A 15,558-nucleotide genomic window follows, 5' to 3' on the forward strand; every position below is an offset into this window, starting at 1 on the left:
GCGAGCCCGGAGGGGAGGGGCCGGCGTCTAGGCTGGTGGGGTGAAGACCTTCGACTCCCTGTACGCCGAGCTGTCCGAGAAGGCCCGGACCCGACCCGCCGAGTCGGGGACCGTCGCGCAGCTGGACGCCGGCGTGCACGCGATCGGCAAGAAGATCGTCGAGGAGGCCGCCGAGGTGTGGATGGCCGCCGAGCACGAGTCCGACGAGGCCGCCGCCGAGGAGATCTCGCAGCTGCTCTACCACCTGCAGGTGCTGATGGTCGCCAAGGGGCTCACCCTGGAGGACGTGTACGCGCATCTGTGAGCGCCCGGTCCGGCGTCCGTTCCCGACGCCGGACCGCAGCGCGCGCTCCGGACCGCACCACCGCCGTCGTCCCGCCCGAACCGAACGAGGTATCCCGTTGCTCCGCATCGCCGTCCCGAACAAGGGATCGCTCTCCACGCCTGCTACCGACATGCTGCGCGAGGCCGGCTACCGCCAGCGTCGCGACACCCGTGAGCTCGTGCTCACCGACGCCGACAACGGCGTCGAGTTCTTCTTCCTGCGGCCGCGGGACGTCGCCGTCTACGTCGGGGCCGGCACGGTCGACGTGGGGATCACCGGGCGCGACCTGATGCTCGACTCCGACGCGGACGCGGTCGAGCACCTGCCGCTCGGGTTCGCCGGGTCGACGTTCCGGTTCGCCGCTCCGGCGGGGACGATCGACGACGTCGCCCAGATCGCCGGCAAGCGCGTCGCGTCGTCGTACACCACGCTAGTCCGGACGCACCTGGCGCGCCAGGGCGTCGAACCCGCAGCCATCGTCCACCTCGACGGAGCGGTGGAGAGCTCGGTCCGGCTCGGCGTCGCGGACGTCATCGCCGACGTCGTCGAGACGGGCACGACGCTCCGGGCCGCCGGGCTCGAGGTCTTCGGTGAGCCGATCCTGCGGTCCGAGGCCGTCCTCATCCGTCGCGCCGGTGACGACGTGCCCGCCGGGATCGACATCCTCACGCGCCGTCTGCAGGGCGTCATCACCGCTCGCGAGTACGTCCTGCTCGACTACGACGTGCCGACGGAGCTGCTCGACGCGGCCGTGGCCGTGACGCCAGGGTTCGAGTCGCCCACGGTCTCGCCGCTGCACAACGGCCAGTCCGCCGCGGTCCGGTCGATGGTGCGTCGCTCGGAGACCAACCAGGTCATGGACGCGCTGTACGACGTCGGCGCCCGCGGCATCCTCGTGACCCGCATCCACGCCTCGCGCCTCTGACCATGAGCGGCGACGGCGCGCGGGACCGCTTCCGGACCTTCCGTCCGTGGTGGACGCGCGTCGCCGTCGTGGTCACGGGAGTCGTCGCGGCCGGCGGGAGCCTGCTGGTGGGGGTGTTCGCCGCGGAGGGGGTCCTGCTCGGGCCCGGCACGCGCGTCACCTTCGTCGCCTTCGCGATCTTTGCCGTCTGGCTGCTCTGGCGGCTCGGCGGCGTGCACGCCGCCCCGGACCGGGACGGGCTCACGGTCCGCAACGTGATCCGGAGGCGACGCGTCGCCTGGCCCGAGATCGTCGCCGTGCGGCTCACCGTGAACGACCCGTGGGTCGTCCTCGACCTGTCCGACGGCGGCACCCTGGCCGTGATGGGCATCCAGCGCGCCGACGGCGAACGAGGGATGGCGGAGGCCCGCCGGCTGCAGGAGCTGGTCCGGCAGCTCGGCGAGGCCTCCGAGGGGGCCTGAGCCCCGCGGCGATCAGTGCGCGGCGTGGACGGGCCGGCGCTCCGTGCGGGGCGCACGACGCTCCGGGGCACCCTTGTCGACCGAGATGCGCAGCTGGCGGCCGGCGACGTTGGCGCGACCGATACGGTTCATCGTCGCGTCGTCGAGCGGCTTGGTGATGTCGACCAGGGAGAAGTTGCCGAAGATGTCGATCTTGCCGATGTCGCCACCGCGCAGACCGCCCTCGTTCGTCAGCGCGCCGACGATGCCGCGCGGCTGCGCTCCGTGGGTGTGCCCGACCGCGATGCGGTAGCGCGTCCCCTCGGCCGGACGGCGGATGCCACGACCGCGGTCGTCGCGGTCCGCGCGGGGGTGGCGCCGCGTGCGGTCGCCGTCGCGGTCGCCCCGCTCGGCGCGGTGCGTCTCCCGGGTGCGGCCGCCCATGACCTCGGCGCGCTCCTTCTCGTACTCCTCCTGCGCGGCCCGGTGGGCCGGACCGTCGTCCCCGACCGCGAGCGCCAGGAGCGCGGCGGCGACCTCGGCGGCGTCGGCCGTGGTGCCGTCCTCGCGGGGTGCGAGGTGCTCGCGCAGGAGCTCCGTGTACAGGTCGAGACGGCCGGCCTCGAGGCGGGCGGGCACCGTGCCGAGGATGGTGCGGGCGCGGTGCGCGGAGACGTCGCGGGGCGAGGGGATCTCGGCCTCGACGAGCTTGGCGCGGATGGTGCGCTCGATGTGCTTGAGCTTGCCCCGCTCGTGCGGGGTGATGAACGACAGCGCCTTGCCGGTGCGTCCGGCACGGCCGGTGCGGCCGATTCGGTGGACGTAGGCCTCGGCCTCGCGGGGGATGTCGAAGTTGACGACGAGGCCGATGCGGTCGACGTCGAGGCCGCGGGCGGCGACGTCGGTGGCGACGAGGACGTCGAGGGAGCCGTTGCGGAGCCGCTCGACGATCTTCTCGCGCTCCTTCTGGGCGACGTCGCCGGAGATGGTGGCGGCCGAGACGCCGCGCTCGACGAGGGCGACCCCGACCTCCTCGGCGGCGGCACGGGTCCGTGTGAAGACGATGGTGGCGTCCGCCTCCGAGGTCGCCAGGACGCGGACGAGCGAGCCGACCTTGTGGCGGAAGGGCACGACGGCGTAGGTCTGCTCGACGCTCGTGACGGTGCTGGACTGCCGGGACACGGCGACCTGGACGGGGTTGTCGAGGTGGGTGTCGGCGACGGCGCGGATGGCCGGGGGCATCGTGGCGGAGAACAGGGCGACCTGCCGCTCGGCGGACGCCTGGCTGAAGATCTTCTCGACGTCCTCGGCGAAGCCCATGCGGAGCATCTCGTCGGCCTCGTCGAGGACGAGGAACTTGACGGTGTCGAGGTGGAGCGAGCCCCGCTCGAGGTGGTCCATGACGCGGCCGGGCGTGCCGACGACGACGTGCACGCCGTCGCGCAGCGCGCGCTGCTGGGGCACGTACGGCGCACCGCCGTAGACGGGCAGCACGTGCACGCCGGGGAGGTGGGTGGCGAAGCTCTCGACGGCGTCGGCGACCTGCATGGCCAGCTCGCGGGTGGGTGCCAGGACGAGTGCCTGGACGTGGCCGCGCGAGACGTCGGCGCCGGGGTCGACGGCGGCGAGCAGGGGGATGCCGAAGGCGGCGGTCTTGCCGGTGCCCGTCTGGGCGACGCCGGTGATGTCGCGGCCGGCGAGGAGCGCGGGGATGGCCTCGGCCTGGATGGGCGAGGGGGTGGTGAAGCCGAGGTCGTCGACGGCCTTCTGCAGCGGTGCAGGCAGGTGGAGGTCGGCGAAGGTGGCCTGGGGCTCGGTGGGCAGCGTGGAGTCAGGGGTGCTCATGGCGAAGGGTGACCGTTTCGTCGGGTGCGGGGTGGGAGTCCTGCCACGCCTTGCGGCACGGCGGTCGCTCGGTCCCGGACACACACCTGCACCTGGCTGGCTGTCTGTCTTGATTGCCAGGGCCTACGAACACGCGGGAGGACGACGAACTCCGAATGGAATGTCCCCATCGTACGGGCCGCGAGCGCCGACCGGCAGGGGAGAGGTCGGTGAGTTTGCCCACTGCGACGTGATCTGCCCGCTCCTGCGTAGGATGTGCCCGGCAGGCTCTCGAGGGACTCAGGCGGTGATCGTGCACGCAGGGCAGGGCGGTTCGGCCGTGTGGACGCTGCCGAACGTGGTGAGCATGGTGCGGCTGGCACTGGTCCCGGTGTTCGCCGTGCTGATCGTCTCGGGCGAGGACGTGTGGGCCCTGATCGTGCTCGCGGTCTCGGGCGCCAGCGACTGGTTGGACGGTTTCCTCGCGCGGCGTCTGAACCAGGTGACCAAGCTCGGGCAGGTGCTGGACCCGGCGGCGGACCGCTTGTTCATCCTGGTGACGCTGATCGGTCTGCTGTGGCGTGGTGTGGTCCCGTGGTGGGTGCTGGCGCTGGTCGTGCTGCGGGACGTGCTGCTCGCCTGCCTGGCGCCGGTGCTGTCCCGGTACGGGTATGGACCGCTCGCGGTCACCATGGTCGGCAAGGCCGGGACCTTCGCGCTGCTGTACGCCTTCCCGCTGCTGCTCCTGGCGCAGACGCCGGGTCCGGTCGGGACGGTCTCGCGGGCGGTGGGCTGGGCGTTCGCCGCCTGGGGGATCGGCCTGTACTGGCTGGCCGGCTGGCACTACCTGGCGCAGACGCGTCGGTTGGTCTGGGCCGAGCGTGGCCGCGAGCGCCGGGAGGGCCCGGCATGACGTCTCCGGCGTCGAGGCGCCCGGACGAGTCCATGACGTTGCTGGTCGAGGTCATGGAGAAGCCGCTGGATCCTGGTTACGCGGAGGCGGCGCGGCGGCGCAGCTCCGGTCAGGTACCGGCACGTGGTGCGGGGCCGTTGTTGCTGCTGCTGGTGGCGGTGCTGCTGGGGCTCATGACGGTCACGGCCGCTCAGGAGCTGCGTGCGCCGTCGGCGGGCCCGTCGGCGCGTGAGCTGCTGGAGCAGGAGATCGGCGAGCGGCAGCGGGCGGCTGACGCGTTGCGTGAGCAGACGGTCGTGCTGGACGACGAGATCGAGGAGCTGCAGTCGGCCGCCCTGTCGGAGGCTGACCAGGGGCTGCTCGAGCAGCTGCGGCTGGACGGGGTCGTGACGGGGTCGACGGCGGTGTCGGGCCCCGGGCTGCTGCTCACGCTGAGCGACGACGAGGCGGAGCCGGGGCCGGACCAGGCCCCCTCCGACTCCCGGGTCCAGGCTGTCGACCTGCAGACGGTGGTCAACGCCCTGTGGGCCTCGGGGGCAGAGGCCATCAGCGTGGGCGGGCAGCGACTGACGTCGCTGTCGGCGATCCGGCACGCGGGGGAGGCCATCCTGGTCGACCTCGTCCCGCTGCCCGGGCCGTCGTACGAGGTCCGGGCGATCGGTGACCCGGAGGACATGCAGGCCGCGTACGCTCGGACCGGCGCCCCGGCCTACACCCAGCTGTTGGCGTCGGAGTGGGGGATCGAGTCGTCCATGAGCGTCGTGGAGGACATCGACCTGCCGAGCGTGGGCAGCCAGGGCCTGCGCTATGCGGAGCCGGTGGAGCCGGGTCCGGACGAGACTCAGGAGGAGGACTCATGATCGCCGTCGTCGGGCTCGTGATCGGCGTGGTGGCGGGGTTGGTCCTGCACCCGACCGTGCCGGTCGCGCTGCAGCCGTACCTGCCGATCGCCGTGGTGGCGGCGCTGGACGCCCTGTTCGGCGGGTTGCGGGCCAAGCTCGACGGCTTGTTCGACGACAAGGTGTTCGTCGTGTCGTTCCTGTCGAACGTCCTCGTGGCGGCCTTCATCGTGTTCCTGGGTGACCAGCTCGGCGTGGGGTCCCAGCTGTCCACCGCGGTGGTGGTCGTGCTCGGGATCCGTATCTTCTCCAACGCGGCCGCGATCCGACGGCACCTGTTCAAGGCATGAGCATGGGCGAGGACCGGCGCGAGGACAGCCCGCAGGAAGCCGGTGCGGCGACGCCCGAGGTCCCCGACGAGCAGGTCGGCCCGGTCGAGCCGGACGGCCTGGCCGGCCCTGTGGATGGCGGACCGGTCGAGAGTGCGGACGACGCCCGCGACAGCGTGGCCGACGAGGGGGCGGCGGCGAGCCCGGCCGGCCCGCTACCGCCCGGGACGTGGCCCGGTCCCGGCACCGGTGCCGTGCCGCTGGTGGTCGAGGACCACGACGGCGCGACGTCCGACGGCGATAGCGTCCGTCCTGAGGCCACGGTCGGCGGGTGGCGCGCTCTGGGTCGGGCGCTGCGACCACGGGCGAACCGGTCGCAGCTGCTCGCGGCCGTGCTGTGCGCCGCCCTCGGGTTCGCGCTGGTGGTCCAGGTCCAGCAGTCGGCTCAGGACCCGTTGTCGTCGGCCCGCCAGGACGACCTCGTGCGGTTGCTCGACGAGGTCACCCAGCGGTCGGAGCAGCTGGTCGAGCAGGTCGACGAGCTGTCGTCCACCCGCGACGAGCTGCAGTCGGGCACCGGCCAGGCCCAGGCGGCCGTCGACCTCGCCGAGGAGCGGGCCAGCGCCGAGGGCATCCTCTCTGGCCGCCTGCCCGCCGTCGGACCGGGCCTGGAGATCGTCATCCGGGACCCGCAGGGTGCGCTGGAGGCGTCGACCCTGTTCAACGTGCTCGAGGAGCTGCGCAACGCCGGCGCCGAGGTCGTCGAGCTCAACGACGTCCGCCTGGTCACCTCCACCTGGTTCCGCGACACCGACGAGGGCATCGTGGTCGACGACGAGACGCTGGAACCGCCCTACCGGTGGACGGTCATCGGGGACCCGGCGACCCTCAGCCCCGCACTGGAGATCCCCGGCGGCGCGCTGGCCACGGTGCGTACCGCGGGCGCCGAGGCCACCACGTTCGAGCACGAGGAGATCGAGGTCGACGCCGTGCGCGAGCCCGCGGAGCCGCAGTACGCGACCCCGGAGCGTCCGGAGGGCTGACGACGGCACGTCGCTGCTTTCCGCCGGGACCGCTCACGGGGTAGGTTTGTCGGACGACGGCGCACGTCGGACCGCGCGACCCAGCCAGGAGGACTGATGACGGACCCCCGCGCACTCCCGCACGACTCGGGTGTCGACACCACGGCCCACCTCGGCAGGTTCGGTGCGCCCGCCGAGGAGCAGACCCCCCGGATCCCGTTGACCGCGGAGGAGAGCGCCGCGGTGGCCGCTCTGCCGCGGCACTCGGCGCTCCTGGTGGTGCAGTACGGGTCCGGAGCCGTCGGTGAACGATTCCTGCTGGACTCCGACCGCACCGTCGCCGGGCGCAGCGAGACCGCGGAGATCTTCCTCGACGACGTGACCGTCTCGCGCAAGCACGCCGAGTTCGTCCGTGAGGCGGACCGGTTCGTGGTGCGCGACATCGGTTCGCTGAACGGCACCTACGTCAACCGCGACCGCATCGACGCGGCCACGCTCAGCACCGGCGACGAGGTGCAGATCGGCAAGTTCCGGATGTCCTTCCACGCGAGCCCGCAGGCGCCGCGGGACGACCAGGCGCCGGTCCCGTGACCCTGGGGGCCGGGGCCGAGCAGGCTCCGGAGCCCGACGACGTCCCCGAGCCGTGGCCGCGGGGCATCTCGAGGCACGCCTCGATGCGGATCTCGGAGGTTCTCGGTCAGCTGCGTGGCGACTTCCCCTCCGTGTCGCACTCCAAGCTGAGGTTCCTCGAGGAGCAGGGGCTGATCACGCCCGTCAGGACGCCGGCAGGCTACCGGCAGTACAGCCCGGCGGACGTCGAGAGGCTGCGCTTCGTCCTGGCCGAGCAGCGCGACTCGTACCTGCCGCTGAAGGTCATCAAGGAACGCCTCGCCGCCATGGACGCCGGGGAGCCCGCTCCGGGCCCGGTGCCCCGGCTGGCCGCACCGGCACCGGCCGAACCGGCGCGCCGGCGCTGGACCGTCGAGTCGGTGAGCGAGGCGACCGGCGTCTCGACGGACGCCGTGCGCTCGTTGGTGGTCGCCGGCGTGCTGCGGACGTCGTCGGGCTACCTGGACGCCTCGGCCCCGGAGATCGTGCGTCTGGCGGGCCGGCTCGCCGAGCACGGTATCGAACCGCGCCACCTGCGCCCGCTGCGGTCGTCCGCCGATCGGCACGTCGGTCTCGTGGACCAGGTCGTCGCCCCCTACCGCAGCCAGCAGACGTCCGACGGTCGGGCGCACGCCGCCGAGCTCGCCGCGGAGCTCGGCGAGCTGGTGGCCCGGCTGCACAGCGCCTGGGTGCGCGAGGGTGCGGCCCAGCTGCGGTGAGCCGGCACCCATGGCCCGGCTCTGGAGGGCGGGCATCCGTGCGCCGTCATACCGTGGACGGTGTGGAGAGTGACGACGGGGCCGAAGCACCGATGGTGCCGGTCGAGGTGCTCGGGGTGCGTCAGCAGCAGCGCGACCAGGAGATCGTGGTGCTGCTGTTCGACACGGCCGCCGAGCTGGCCGTGCCCATCGTGATCGGCGCCCGCGAGGCCTCCGCCATCGCGATGGCGCAGGCCGGCGTCGCCACGCCCCGCCCGATGACCCACGACCTGCTGCGCGACCTGCTCGGCGCCGTGGGAGTCGACCTCGAGCGCGTCGAGATCGTCGCGCTCGACGGCGGCATCTTCTTCGCCGAGCTGGTGCTCTCGACCGGGGTGCGTCTCGACTCGCGGGCCTCCGACGCGATCGCGCTCGCCGTGCGCACCGAGAGCCCGGTGCTCTGCTCGGCCGAGGTGGTCGCCGCCGCCGGCGTCGAGGTCGTCGACCTGGACCAGCAGAAAGAGGTCGAGAAGTTCCGTGACTTCCTCGACCACGTCACGGCCGAGGACTTCACGAGCCCCGGGGGGCCGGCCGACCCCGGGGACGACACACCACCTTGACCTTCAAGCACAACCTGAAGGTTCCCGGCTATCGTGGACACGAACCCTCGACCAGAGGTTCACGGTCGCCGAAGCCGGTCACGGGTCCGCATCGGTCCGCGACACGCCGAACCGCTCGAGTGCGACGTCGTTGACGGCCCTGGGGGGCGGTCCTAGCGTGGAACCGACATCTTGGAGGCACAGTGAACAGCAGCGGTGAGGTGAGCGCCGAGGTCGGCGCGGTGCCGACCGGCGCCCAAGGGCTCCTCTTCGGCGAGGACCTGTCGGAGCAGGACGGCGGCACCGGGTATCGCGGGACCACGGCGTGCCGGGTGGCCGGCATCACGTACCGGCAGCTCGACTACTGGGCCCGTACCGGCCTCGTGGAGCCGTCGATCCGCTCCGCCAGCGGTTCGGGGACCCATCGGCTGTACAGCTTTCGCGACGTCCTCGTGCTCAAGGTGGTCAAGCGCCTCCTCGACACCGGGGTGTCCCTGCAGCAGATCCGCGCCGCGGTCACCCAGCTGCGGATGCGCGGCGTCGACGACCTCGCGCAGATCACGTTGATGAGCGACGGGGCCTCGGTCTACGAGTGCACCTCCGCCGACGAGGTCGTCGACCTCGTCCAGGGCGGCCAGGGCGTGTTCGGCATCGCCGTGGGCAGGGTGTGGCGCGAGATCGAGGGGACGCTCTCCCAGATGCCGACCGAGTCGCTCGAGGACGACGGTCGCGACGGGCCGCACGGGGAGGACGAGCTCGCCGCCCGCCGGCGCGCCCGACACGTCGGCTGAACCGTGCGACTGACGTTCCACGGTCACGCCTGCGTCAGCCTCGCGGGTGCGGGGTCGCGCGTCGTGCTCGATCCCGGCACGTTCGCCCAGGCGGCGACGGCGCTGGTGGGTGCTACGGCGGTGCTGGTCACGCACGAGCACCCGGACCACGTGGACGTCGAGGCGGTCGCTCGTGCGCTGCACGCCGACGACTCCCTGACGGTCTGCGGTACCGCGGGTGTCGTCGATCTCCTCCTCGACGCCGGGGCACCTGCCGCGCGCCTGCACACGGTGGAACCAGGACAGGTGCTGCAGCTCGGCAGCGCGCAGGTCCGCGTCGGTGGCGGTGAGCATGCCCCGATCCACCCGCGGGTACCCCGGATCGCGAACCGGACCTACACGGTCACGCTGGCCGGGAGCACCGTCCACCACCCCGGTGACTCCTTCGACGTGCCCGCCGGCGACCTGGACGTCCTGTGCCTGCCCGTGTCCGGGCCGTGGTTGCGCCTGGCGGAGGCCATCGACGCGACGCTGACCGCGAGCGCCCGCACGGTCGTGCCGGTGCACGACGCGCTGCTGAGCGAGGTCGGCCACCGGCTGGTCGAGCGGTGGCTGGACACCGCGCGCCTCGGTGGTGAGCACGCGTACCGCCGTCTCGGCGACGGCGAGTCCCTGGACGTCTGACGCGCGTGCGCACCGAGGGTGCGCCGCGTCCGGCGGTCAGAGCAGCGGCTCAAGGGGTTCGAGGACCCGTTCCGCGATCTTGGTCAGCGCCGAGCGTTCGCGCCACTCGTCGTAGGTGAGCTCGTGGGAGTTGCTCTCGTCCATGCGGAACACCTCTTCGAGCTTGCTCGCCAGGCCCTCGTCGACGATCTCGAGGTTGATCTCGTAGTTGCCGGTGAGGCTGAGCCGGTCGATGTTCGCGGTGCCCACGGTGGACCAGCGACCGTCGATGGTCGCGGTCTTGGCGTGGACCATGGCCCCCTCGTACAGCATGATCCGGACGCCGCCGCGCAGGAGCTTGGTGTACCGGCCGCGGGCGAGCCAGTCCGCCAGGGAGTGGTTCGAGCGCTCCGGCACGAGGACCCGCACGTCGACACCGCGGGCCGCCGCGGCCAGCAGCGCCTGGAGGATGTCGCGGTCGGGGATGAAGTAGGCCTGCGTGATGTAGATGTGGCTGGTCGCTCGGTCGATCGCGTCCAGGTAGAGACCCCGGATGGGGAAGACGAGGTCGCTGGGAGCGTTGCGCGCCGCCCGGAGGCTGGGCTGCCAGTGTTCGGCGCCTCGGTCCTGCAGGACGGGGTGCCTGTGAGTGCGCCACCGGTTCCAGAAGTCGACGAACGCGTTCTGCAGCTCCCACGCCGCGCGGCCCTCCAGTCGGACGTGCGTGTCACGCCACTTGGTGGCGTACTCCTCGCCGATGTTGTACCCGCCGACGAACGCGACCGCCTCGTCGACGACGAGGATCTTGCGGTGGTCCCGGCCGGAACGGCGCACGTCGAGCGTGAGCAGACCCGGGCGCAGGGCAGGGAACCGCATGACGTGGACCTGCGGGGGGAAGTGGAAGAACGACTGGGGCACGACGAGGTTCGCGAAGCCGTCGTAGATGACGTAGACCTCGACGCCGCGGGCGACCGCCCGGGAGATCGCCTCCTTGAAGCGTTCACCGGTGGCGTCGCCCTTCCAGATGTAGGTCTCGAGGAACACGGTGTGCTGGGCGGCCTCGATGGCCTCGAGCATGGCCTCGTAGAGGTCGTCGCCGTAGGTGTACAGGGTCGCCGTGGTGCCGTCGATCTCGGTCGACATCGGTGCCGCGGTCGGGAACTTCTTGTCGAGGGGGTAGCGCTGCCCGCGGATCTTGTCGGTCACCATCACCGCGGCGCCGGCGGTGAGCGGGATCGCTGCGGCGAGCATCGCGGCGCGGCGGGCCGCCTTGCCGATGCGCCTCCAGTCGACCTGGATCCGGACCGGGAGAGCGAGAGGCTGCTGCTGCTGCGGGCTGGGCACACCCTCACGCTAGCGGCGTCGGCGCCGTCGCGCCTGGTGATTCGGCTGCGGCGGCGTGTGAGACGTCCCGCAGAGAGGCTGCGAGGGGATGGGTCCGGATGGCTGCGGCGAGCTCGCCGTCGATCCGGTCGAGGTAGGCGCCGGTCGTGGCGATGGAGGCGTGGCCGAGGAGCTCGGCGACCACCTTGACGTCCCAGCCGTCGGCCACCAGGAGGGTCGCGGTGGTGTGGCGCAGCGCGTGCGGGGTGGCGGGGCGGCGGTAGGGCTCGGGCATCCGCGCGACGGCACGTGCCAGCAGTGCCCGGATCGCCTGGGTGTCGAGCCGCCGGCCCCGCCACGACAGCAGCAGCGCGTGCTGGGCGTCGGCGTCGTCGGGGCGGCGTGCGGCCAGCCGCGGCCGCAGGCCCGTCAGGTAGGACTCCAGGGCGGTTGCCAGCGGAGGGCTGAGGGCGACGGTCCGGGTCGCGCCGCCCTTGCCGACGATGCGCCAGCGAGTCTCCTCGGGTTCGCGCGTCAGGTCGGCGACGTCGGCCCGGGCGAGCTCGGAGACGCGGGGCCCGAGGACGATCAGCAGGGCGACGACGAGCCGGTCGCGGGCCGCGAGCGCCTGGTCGGAGCGTGCGCCAGCCGACGAGGCCGGGCGGTCCGGCTCCTGGACCGTGGCGACGAGCGCCTGGGCGGCCGAGGCGGACAGTGCGGTGCGCTCCACGCGCAGGCGTTCGCGCACCTTGGCCGGTGGTGAGGCCCACTGCATGGGGTCGGCCTGCACCCAGCAGTGCCGGGCGGCGTGCGAGAAGAATCGGGTCACGGACTGGCGGAAGCGGTTGACCGTGGCGGTGGAGCGGCCGGGTGCGGCCTTGCGGGAGGGGTCCGCGTACCGGCCGTCGGGACCCGACTGGTAGTGCACGAGGGCGTCGTCGACGTCGTCGCCGGTGACGTCGTCGAGCACGCGGCCGGGGCCGAGGAGACCGACGAGCTCGGCGACGTCGCGGGCGTAGGACCGTTCGGTGGCGGGGGAGAGGATGCCGCGGACGGTCTCGGTGCGCACCGAGGCGAGGTAGCGGTCCGCCGCCTGGGCGACGGTGAGCCGTTCGAGCCGTGGCGGCGCGACCATCGGGCAACTCCTGTCCGACTGCTGGGTGACCAGGGGAGTGCAGGCCTGTGACCTGCACCGTCATCGTCGTCAGGCTACGTGGTGGCACCGACACGGCGGAGAGTCGTCGCGCATGACCACTGTGTTGCGGCATACACAATGGTTTGCGTCGAATGTCCGTTTGAGTCTAGCCGTCGATCCGCGCTGCGGCGAGGTGGTGAGCAAGGTCGCCGGGCGGGCCGTCGATCTGCCGCCGGGGCGTGCGATCATCGAGACCAGAGTCCGACAGGGCTCCCGGACGAGGGGTGCCGTACCCGGAGCGCGACAAGACGGCATCGGGGAGTGAGTCTCATGTCCTGGATCGTCCTGGTCGTCTCCGGCCTGCTGGAGGCCGTGTGGGCCACGGCGCTGAGCCGTTCCGAGGGTTTCACGCGGCTCGTGCCCAGCGTGGTGTTCGCGGTGAGCCTGGCAGCCAGCATGGCCGGCCTGGCGTACGCGCTGCGCGAGCTGCCGGTCGGCACGGCGTACGCCGTCTGGGTCGGCATCGGCGCGTCACTGACTGCCGGCTACGCGATGGCCACCGGAGCCGAGCCGGTGACCGTCGTGCGGATCGTGCTCATCCTGGGCATCGTCGCGTGCGTCGCGGGCCTGAAGCTGACGACGCACTGACGCCGTGAGGGTGCCGCTGTGAGGGGAGCGTTCGCTGTGCGCAGCGAACGCTCTCCTCCGCCGTAATGACATAATGTACATTATCGGTCTTCTGGCTACGGATGCTCCTGCAGGAGTTCCGAGGCCTTCGCGTCGCGTCCGTGCCGACCGCGAGTCTTCACCGAGGCGGCGTGGACGGGCAGATAGCCTCGCCGTTGTGAGGATCGCGGTGACCGGCTCGACCGGCAGGCTCGGAAACCAGGTGGTCGGGCTGCTGGCCCGCTCGAGCGCGTCGTCCCCGCACGAGGTGCTCGCCCTCGCCCGCCGTCCGTCGGTCGTCTCGGCGGTCCACTCCTCGGACACCGTGACAGCCGTGCACGCGGACTACGACGACCTGAGGTCGCTGGAGTCCGCGTTGTGCGGCGTCGACGTCCTGGTGTTCGTCTCCAGCGACGGCGACGCCGCGCGCATGATGGTCCACCACGAGAACGTTGTCCGGGCAGCCGACACCTGCGGGGTGGGTCACGTCGTCTACCTGAGCGGAGTCGACGTGGACCCGGCCTCACCGTTCTGCTACGCCTTCACCAACGGGTACACCGAGCGGCTCCTGGCTCGGACCCGGTGTGGGTACTCGTTCGCCCGCGCCTCCCTGTTCACCGAGTTCTTCGCGTCCTTCCTGCGGCCGGCGCCGTCGTCCGGCGAGCTGCGCGTGCCTGCCGGGAGCGGACGTGTCTCCATCGTCTCGCGGTCCGACGTCGGGCGGGCGCTGGCAGCACTGGCCGTCCTGCCGCCCAGCGGCCGCCACCACGACCTGACAGGTCCGGCCGCCCTCTCGCTCGACGACATGGCAGAGGTCCTCACCGACGTCGCCGGCAGATCTGTGGCCTACGCCGACGTCTCGCCGGAGGTCCATGTCGAGGAGCTGGCCCGCCTCGGAGAGCAACCCTGGTGGATCTACGCCTACTCCACGATGTTCGCCTCCGTCCGCGAGGACCGGTGGAGCACGGTCTCCGACGAGGTGCTCCGGCTCACCGGGCGGGCCCCGACGCCGGTCGCCGACCTGGCCGGTCGCTTCGCCTGACGCCACGCCCCTTTCGGCCAAGGTTCCCGGTGCACCACCCGCCCCTTTTCCTGCGGTGGCGCTGCGGCTCCGGTGCGCTGGCCCGAGGGGCTTCTTGAGCACCTGACGAGCCTGCGATGATCGAGAGCAAGAACCCGCGCTGACCTGCGCTCCTCCCGACGGCAGCCTGAGGTCGCTCGTCGAGGCTTCAGTCGACCACAGAACGTCGACCTCGGAGCCCACGGTGCACACCTCGTCGAACCGCCCATCGCGCCACCTCGCTCAGCCGGACCACGCTGACCGCGAGCACGGACCGCGCGTCGTCGTCATCATCCCGGCTCACGACGAGGAGGACGCCCTGCCGGCGACCATCGCCTCGCTGACGCACCAGACCCGGCGGCCCGACCGTGTGCTCGTCGTCTCCGACAACAGCACCGACGCCACGGTCGCCGTGGCGCGTGCGGCCGGAGCGCAGGTCATGGAGACCGTGGCCAACACCGCCCGCAAGGCCGGCGCCCTCGACCAGGCGATCAGCACGGTCACCGAGGACGTCGTCATGGTGCTCGACGCGGACACGACGATCGCGCCGACGTTCATCGAGGAGGGCCTCGGCGTCCTGGCGGCGGAGCCTGCCGTGGCCGCCGTCGGCGGGGTCTTCCGCGGTCGTCCGCCGGTCGGCTACCTCCAGCACTGCCAGGCCAACGAGTACACCCGCTACGGCGTCCAGGTCGACGTCACGGGCCGGACCGCCGTGCTGACCGGGACCGCCGCCCTGGTGCGCCGTGCGGCGCTCGAGGAGGTCGCCGCCGCGCGCGGCACGACGCTGCCGGGGCGGCCCGGCGACGTCTACGACCGTGACGCGATCACCGAGGACTCGGAGCTGACGCTGGCGCTGCGGACCCTCGGCCACGAGCTGCGCTCCCCCGTCACCATGAGCTGCACGACCGAGCTGATGCCGACCGCCGGCGACCTGCACCACCAGCGCGTGCGCTGGTACAAGGGCATGCTGGACAACCTGGCCGCGTACGGCCTGACCCGAACGACGGCCCGCTACTTCGGACAGCAGCTCATGCTCGTCGTCGGCACGCTGATGATGACGGCCTTCCTCCTGCTCACCGTCGCCACGGTCGTCACCGGGACCTTCGTGCTGTCGCCCGTCTGGGCGACGGTCGGTCTGATCTTCGCCGTCGAACGGCTGGTGACGGTCTGGGCCGCGGGCCCGCGTGCCCGACTCCTGGCCGCGCTCGTGCTGCCGGAACTCGTCTACGACCTGGCGCTGCAACGCGCCTTCGTCCACGCCGCCGCCCTGTTCGTCACGCGCCGGCAGACCACCTGGAACCACGTCACGGTCGCCGCCTGAACGTCGCGGCCACCGCACACCACTCCCCTGCCCGCCGCACCACCGGGCGCGGCCGACCGCGCCCGGGCACCGAAGAAGCCCACCTGAAGGAACTCAT

General features: G+C 72.3%; 18 protein-coding genes and 1 riboswitch. Of the genes, 15 read left to right on the forward strand and 3 right to left on the reverse strand.

The window, feature by feature from the left end; all coding sequences use genetic code 11:
• The first annotated feature begins 40 nt into the window (after nucleotides 1–40).
• The 3 genes from AC3RJ8_RS08515 (at nucleotide 41) to AC3RJ8_RS08525 (ending at nucleotide 1,711) form a co-directional block, all read left to right on the forward strand.
• The gene (locus AC3RJ8_RS08515; RefSeq protein ID WP_489715459.1) at nucleotides 41–304 is read left to right on the forward strand and encodes a phosphoribosyl-ATP diphosphatase; all 264 of its coding nucleotides are present in this window, start codon (nucleotides 41–43) and stop codon (nucleotides 302–304) included.
• 97 nt (nucleotides 305–401) lie between these two features.
• A complete protein-coding gene (hisG, locus tag AC3RJ8_RS08520; protein ID WP_489715460.1) occupies nucleotides 402–1,250 on the forward strand; it encodes an ATP phosphoribosyltransferase in 849 nt (282 codons plus the stop codon).
• Between the two features lie 2 nt (nucleotides 1,251–1,252).
• A complete protein-coding gene (locus tag AC3RJ8_RS08525; RefSeq protein WP_407317803.1) occupies nucleotides 1,253–1,711 on the forward strand; it encodes a PH domain-containing protein in 459 nt (152 codons plus the stop codon).
• A gap of 12 nt (nucleotides 1,712–1,723) precedes the next feature.
• Here AC3RJ8_RS08525 and AC3RJ8_RS08530 read toward each other — a convergent pair whose 3' ends face one another.
• Nucleotides 1,724–3,535, reverse strand: a complete 1,812-nt coding sequence (locus AC3RJ8_RS08530) for a DEAD/DEAH box helicase (RefSeq protein ID WP_489715461.1) — start codon at nucleotides 3,533–3,535, stop codon at nucleotides 1,724–1,726.
• 292 nt (nucleotides 3,536–3,827) lie between these two features.
• On the opposite strand from AC3RJ8_RS08530, the gene AC3RJ8_RS08535 reads away from it, so the two are divergent.
• The 9 genes from AC3RJ8_RS08535 to AC3RJ8_RS08575 all read left to right on the forward strand — a co-directional run bounded on the left by AC3RJ8_RS08535 (nucleotide 3,828) and on the right by AC3RJ8_RS08575 (nucleotide 9,977).
• Nucleotides 3,828–4,427 (forward strand): CDP-alcohol phosphatidyltransferase family protein, encoded by a 600-nt coding sequence (locus AC3RJ8_RS08535; RefSeq protein WP_489715602.1) that lies wholly within the window; start codon nucleotides 3,828–3,830, stop codon nucleotides 4,425–4,427.
• Nucleotides 4,424–5,287: a DUF881 domain-containing protein gene (locus AC3RJ8_RS08540; RefSeq protein ID WP_489715462.1), complete on the forward strand. Its 864-nt coding sequence runs from the start codon at nucleotides 4,424–4,426 to the stop codon at nucleotides 5,285–5,287. The genes AC3RJ8_RS08535 and AC3RJ8_RS08540 overlap by 4 nt, the downstream gene beginning before the upstream one ends.
• Nucleotides 5,284–5,616, forward strand: a complete 333-nt coding sequence (locus AC3RJ8_RS08545; protein ID WP_407317806.1) for a small basic family protein — start codon at nucleotides 5,284–5,286, stop codon at nucleotides 5,614–5,616. Before AC3RJ8_RS08540 ends, AC3RJ8_RS08545 begins: the two co-directional genes overlap by 4 nt.
• Nucleotides 5,613–6,638: a DUF881 domain-containing protein gene (locus AC3RJ8_RS08550; protein WP_489715463.1), complete on the forward strand. Its 1,026-nt coding sequence runs from the start codon at nucleotides 5,613–5,615 to the stop codon at nucleotides 6,636–6,638. The genes AC3RJ8_RS08545 and AC3RJ8_RS08550 overlap by 4 nt, the downstream gene beginning before the upstream one ends.
• A 96-nt stretch (nucleotides 6,639–6,734) precedes the next feature.
• Complete coding sequence (locus tag AC3RJ8_RS08555) at nucleotides 6,735–7,208, forward strand: FHA domain-containing protein (RefSeq protein ID WP_407317808.1); 474 nt, start codon at nucleotides 6,735–6,737, stop codon at nucleotides 7,206–7,208.
• A complete protein-coding gene (ftsR, locus tag AC3RJ8_RS08560; protein ID WP_489715464.1) occupies nucleotides 7,205–7,945 on the forward strand; it encodes a transcriptional regulator FtsR in 741 nt (246 codons plus the stop codon). Before AC3RJ8_RS08555 ends, ftsR begins: the two co-directional genes overlap by 4 nt.
• 92 nt (nucleotides 7,946–8,037) lie before the next feature.
• Nucleotides 8,038–8,544 carry a bifunctional nuclease family protein gene (locus AC3RJ8_RS08565; RefSeq protein WP_489715603.1) on the forward strand — a complete coding sequence of 169 codons (507 nt, stop codon included), beginning with the start codon at nucleotides 8,038–8,040 and terminating at the stop codon, nucleotides 8,542–8,544.
• 182 nt (nucleotides 8,545–8,726) lie between these two features.
• Complete coding sequence (locus AC3RJ8_RS08570; RefSeq protein WP_489715465.1) at nucleotides 8,727–9,314, forward strand: MerR family transcriptional regulator; 588 nt, start codon at nucleotides 8,727–8,729, stop codon at nucleotides 9,312–9,314.
• A gap of 3 nt (nucleotides 9,315–9,317) precedes the next feature.
• Nucleotides 9,318–9,977: an MBL fold metallo-hydrolase gene (locus AC3RJ8_RS08575; protein WP_489715466.1), complete on the forward strand. Its 660-nt coding sequence runs from the start codon at nucleotides 9,318–9,320 to the stop codon at nucleotides 9,975–9,977.
• 36 nt (nucleotides 9,978–10,013) lie between these two features.
• Here AC3RJ8_RS08575 and AC3RJ8_RS08580 read toward each other — a convergent pair whose 3' ends face one another.
• A complete protein-coding gene (locus tag AC3RJ8_RS08580) occupies nucleotides 10,014–11,300 on the reverse strand; it encodes a phospholipase D-like domain-containing protein (RefSeq protein ID WP_489715467.1) in 1,287 nt (428 codons plus the stop codon).
• Between the two features lie 4 nt (nucleotides 11,301–11,304).
• Nucleotides 11,305–12,414 carry a tyrosine-type recombinase/integrase gene (locus AC3RJ8_RS08585; protein ID WP_489715468.1) on the reverse strand — a complete coding sequence of 370 codons (1,110 nt, stop codon included), beginning with the start codon at nucleotides 12,412–12,414 and terminating at the stop codon, nucleotides 11,305–11,307.
• A gap of 254 nt (nucleotides 12,415–12,668) precedes the next feature.
• Nucleotides 12,669–12,732: riboswitch (guanidine-III (ykkC-III) riboswitch) on the forward strand.
• Nucleotides 12,733–12,744: 12 nt separating this feature from the next.
• Here AC3RJ8_RS08585 and AC3RJ8_RS08590 point away from each other — a divergent pair.
• The 3 genes from AC3RJ8_RS08590 (at nucleotide 12,745) to AC3RJ8_RS08600 (ending at nucleotide 15,461) form a co-directional block, all read left to right on the forward strand.
• Nucleotides 12,745–13,062, forward strand: coding sequence for a DMT family transporter (locus tag AC3RJ8_RS08590; protein WP_489715469.1), 318 nt, complete (start codon nucleotides 12,745–12,747; stop codon nucleotides 13,060–13,062).
• A 196-nt stretch (nucleotides 13,063–13,258) separates the two neighbouring features.
• Nucleotides 13,259–14,122, forward strand: a complete 864-nt coding sequence (locus tag AC3RJ8_RS08595; RefSeq protein WP_489715470.1) for an NmrA family NAD(P)-binding protein — start codon at nucleotides 13,259–13,261, stop codon at nucleotides 14,120–14,122.
• 223 nt (nucleotides 14,123–14,345) lie between these two features.
• A complete protein-coding gene (locus AC3RJ8_RS08600; RefSeq protein ID WP_489715471.1) occupies nucleotides 14,346–15,461 on the forward strand; it encodes a glycosyltransferase family 2 protein in 1,116 nt (371 codons plus the stop codon).
• Nucleotides 15,462–15,558 lie beyond the last annotated feature (97 nt).

Source organism: Isoptericola sp. MSGPD8_1_ISO-PGPR-S23-394, from assembly GCF_058072785.1.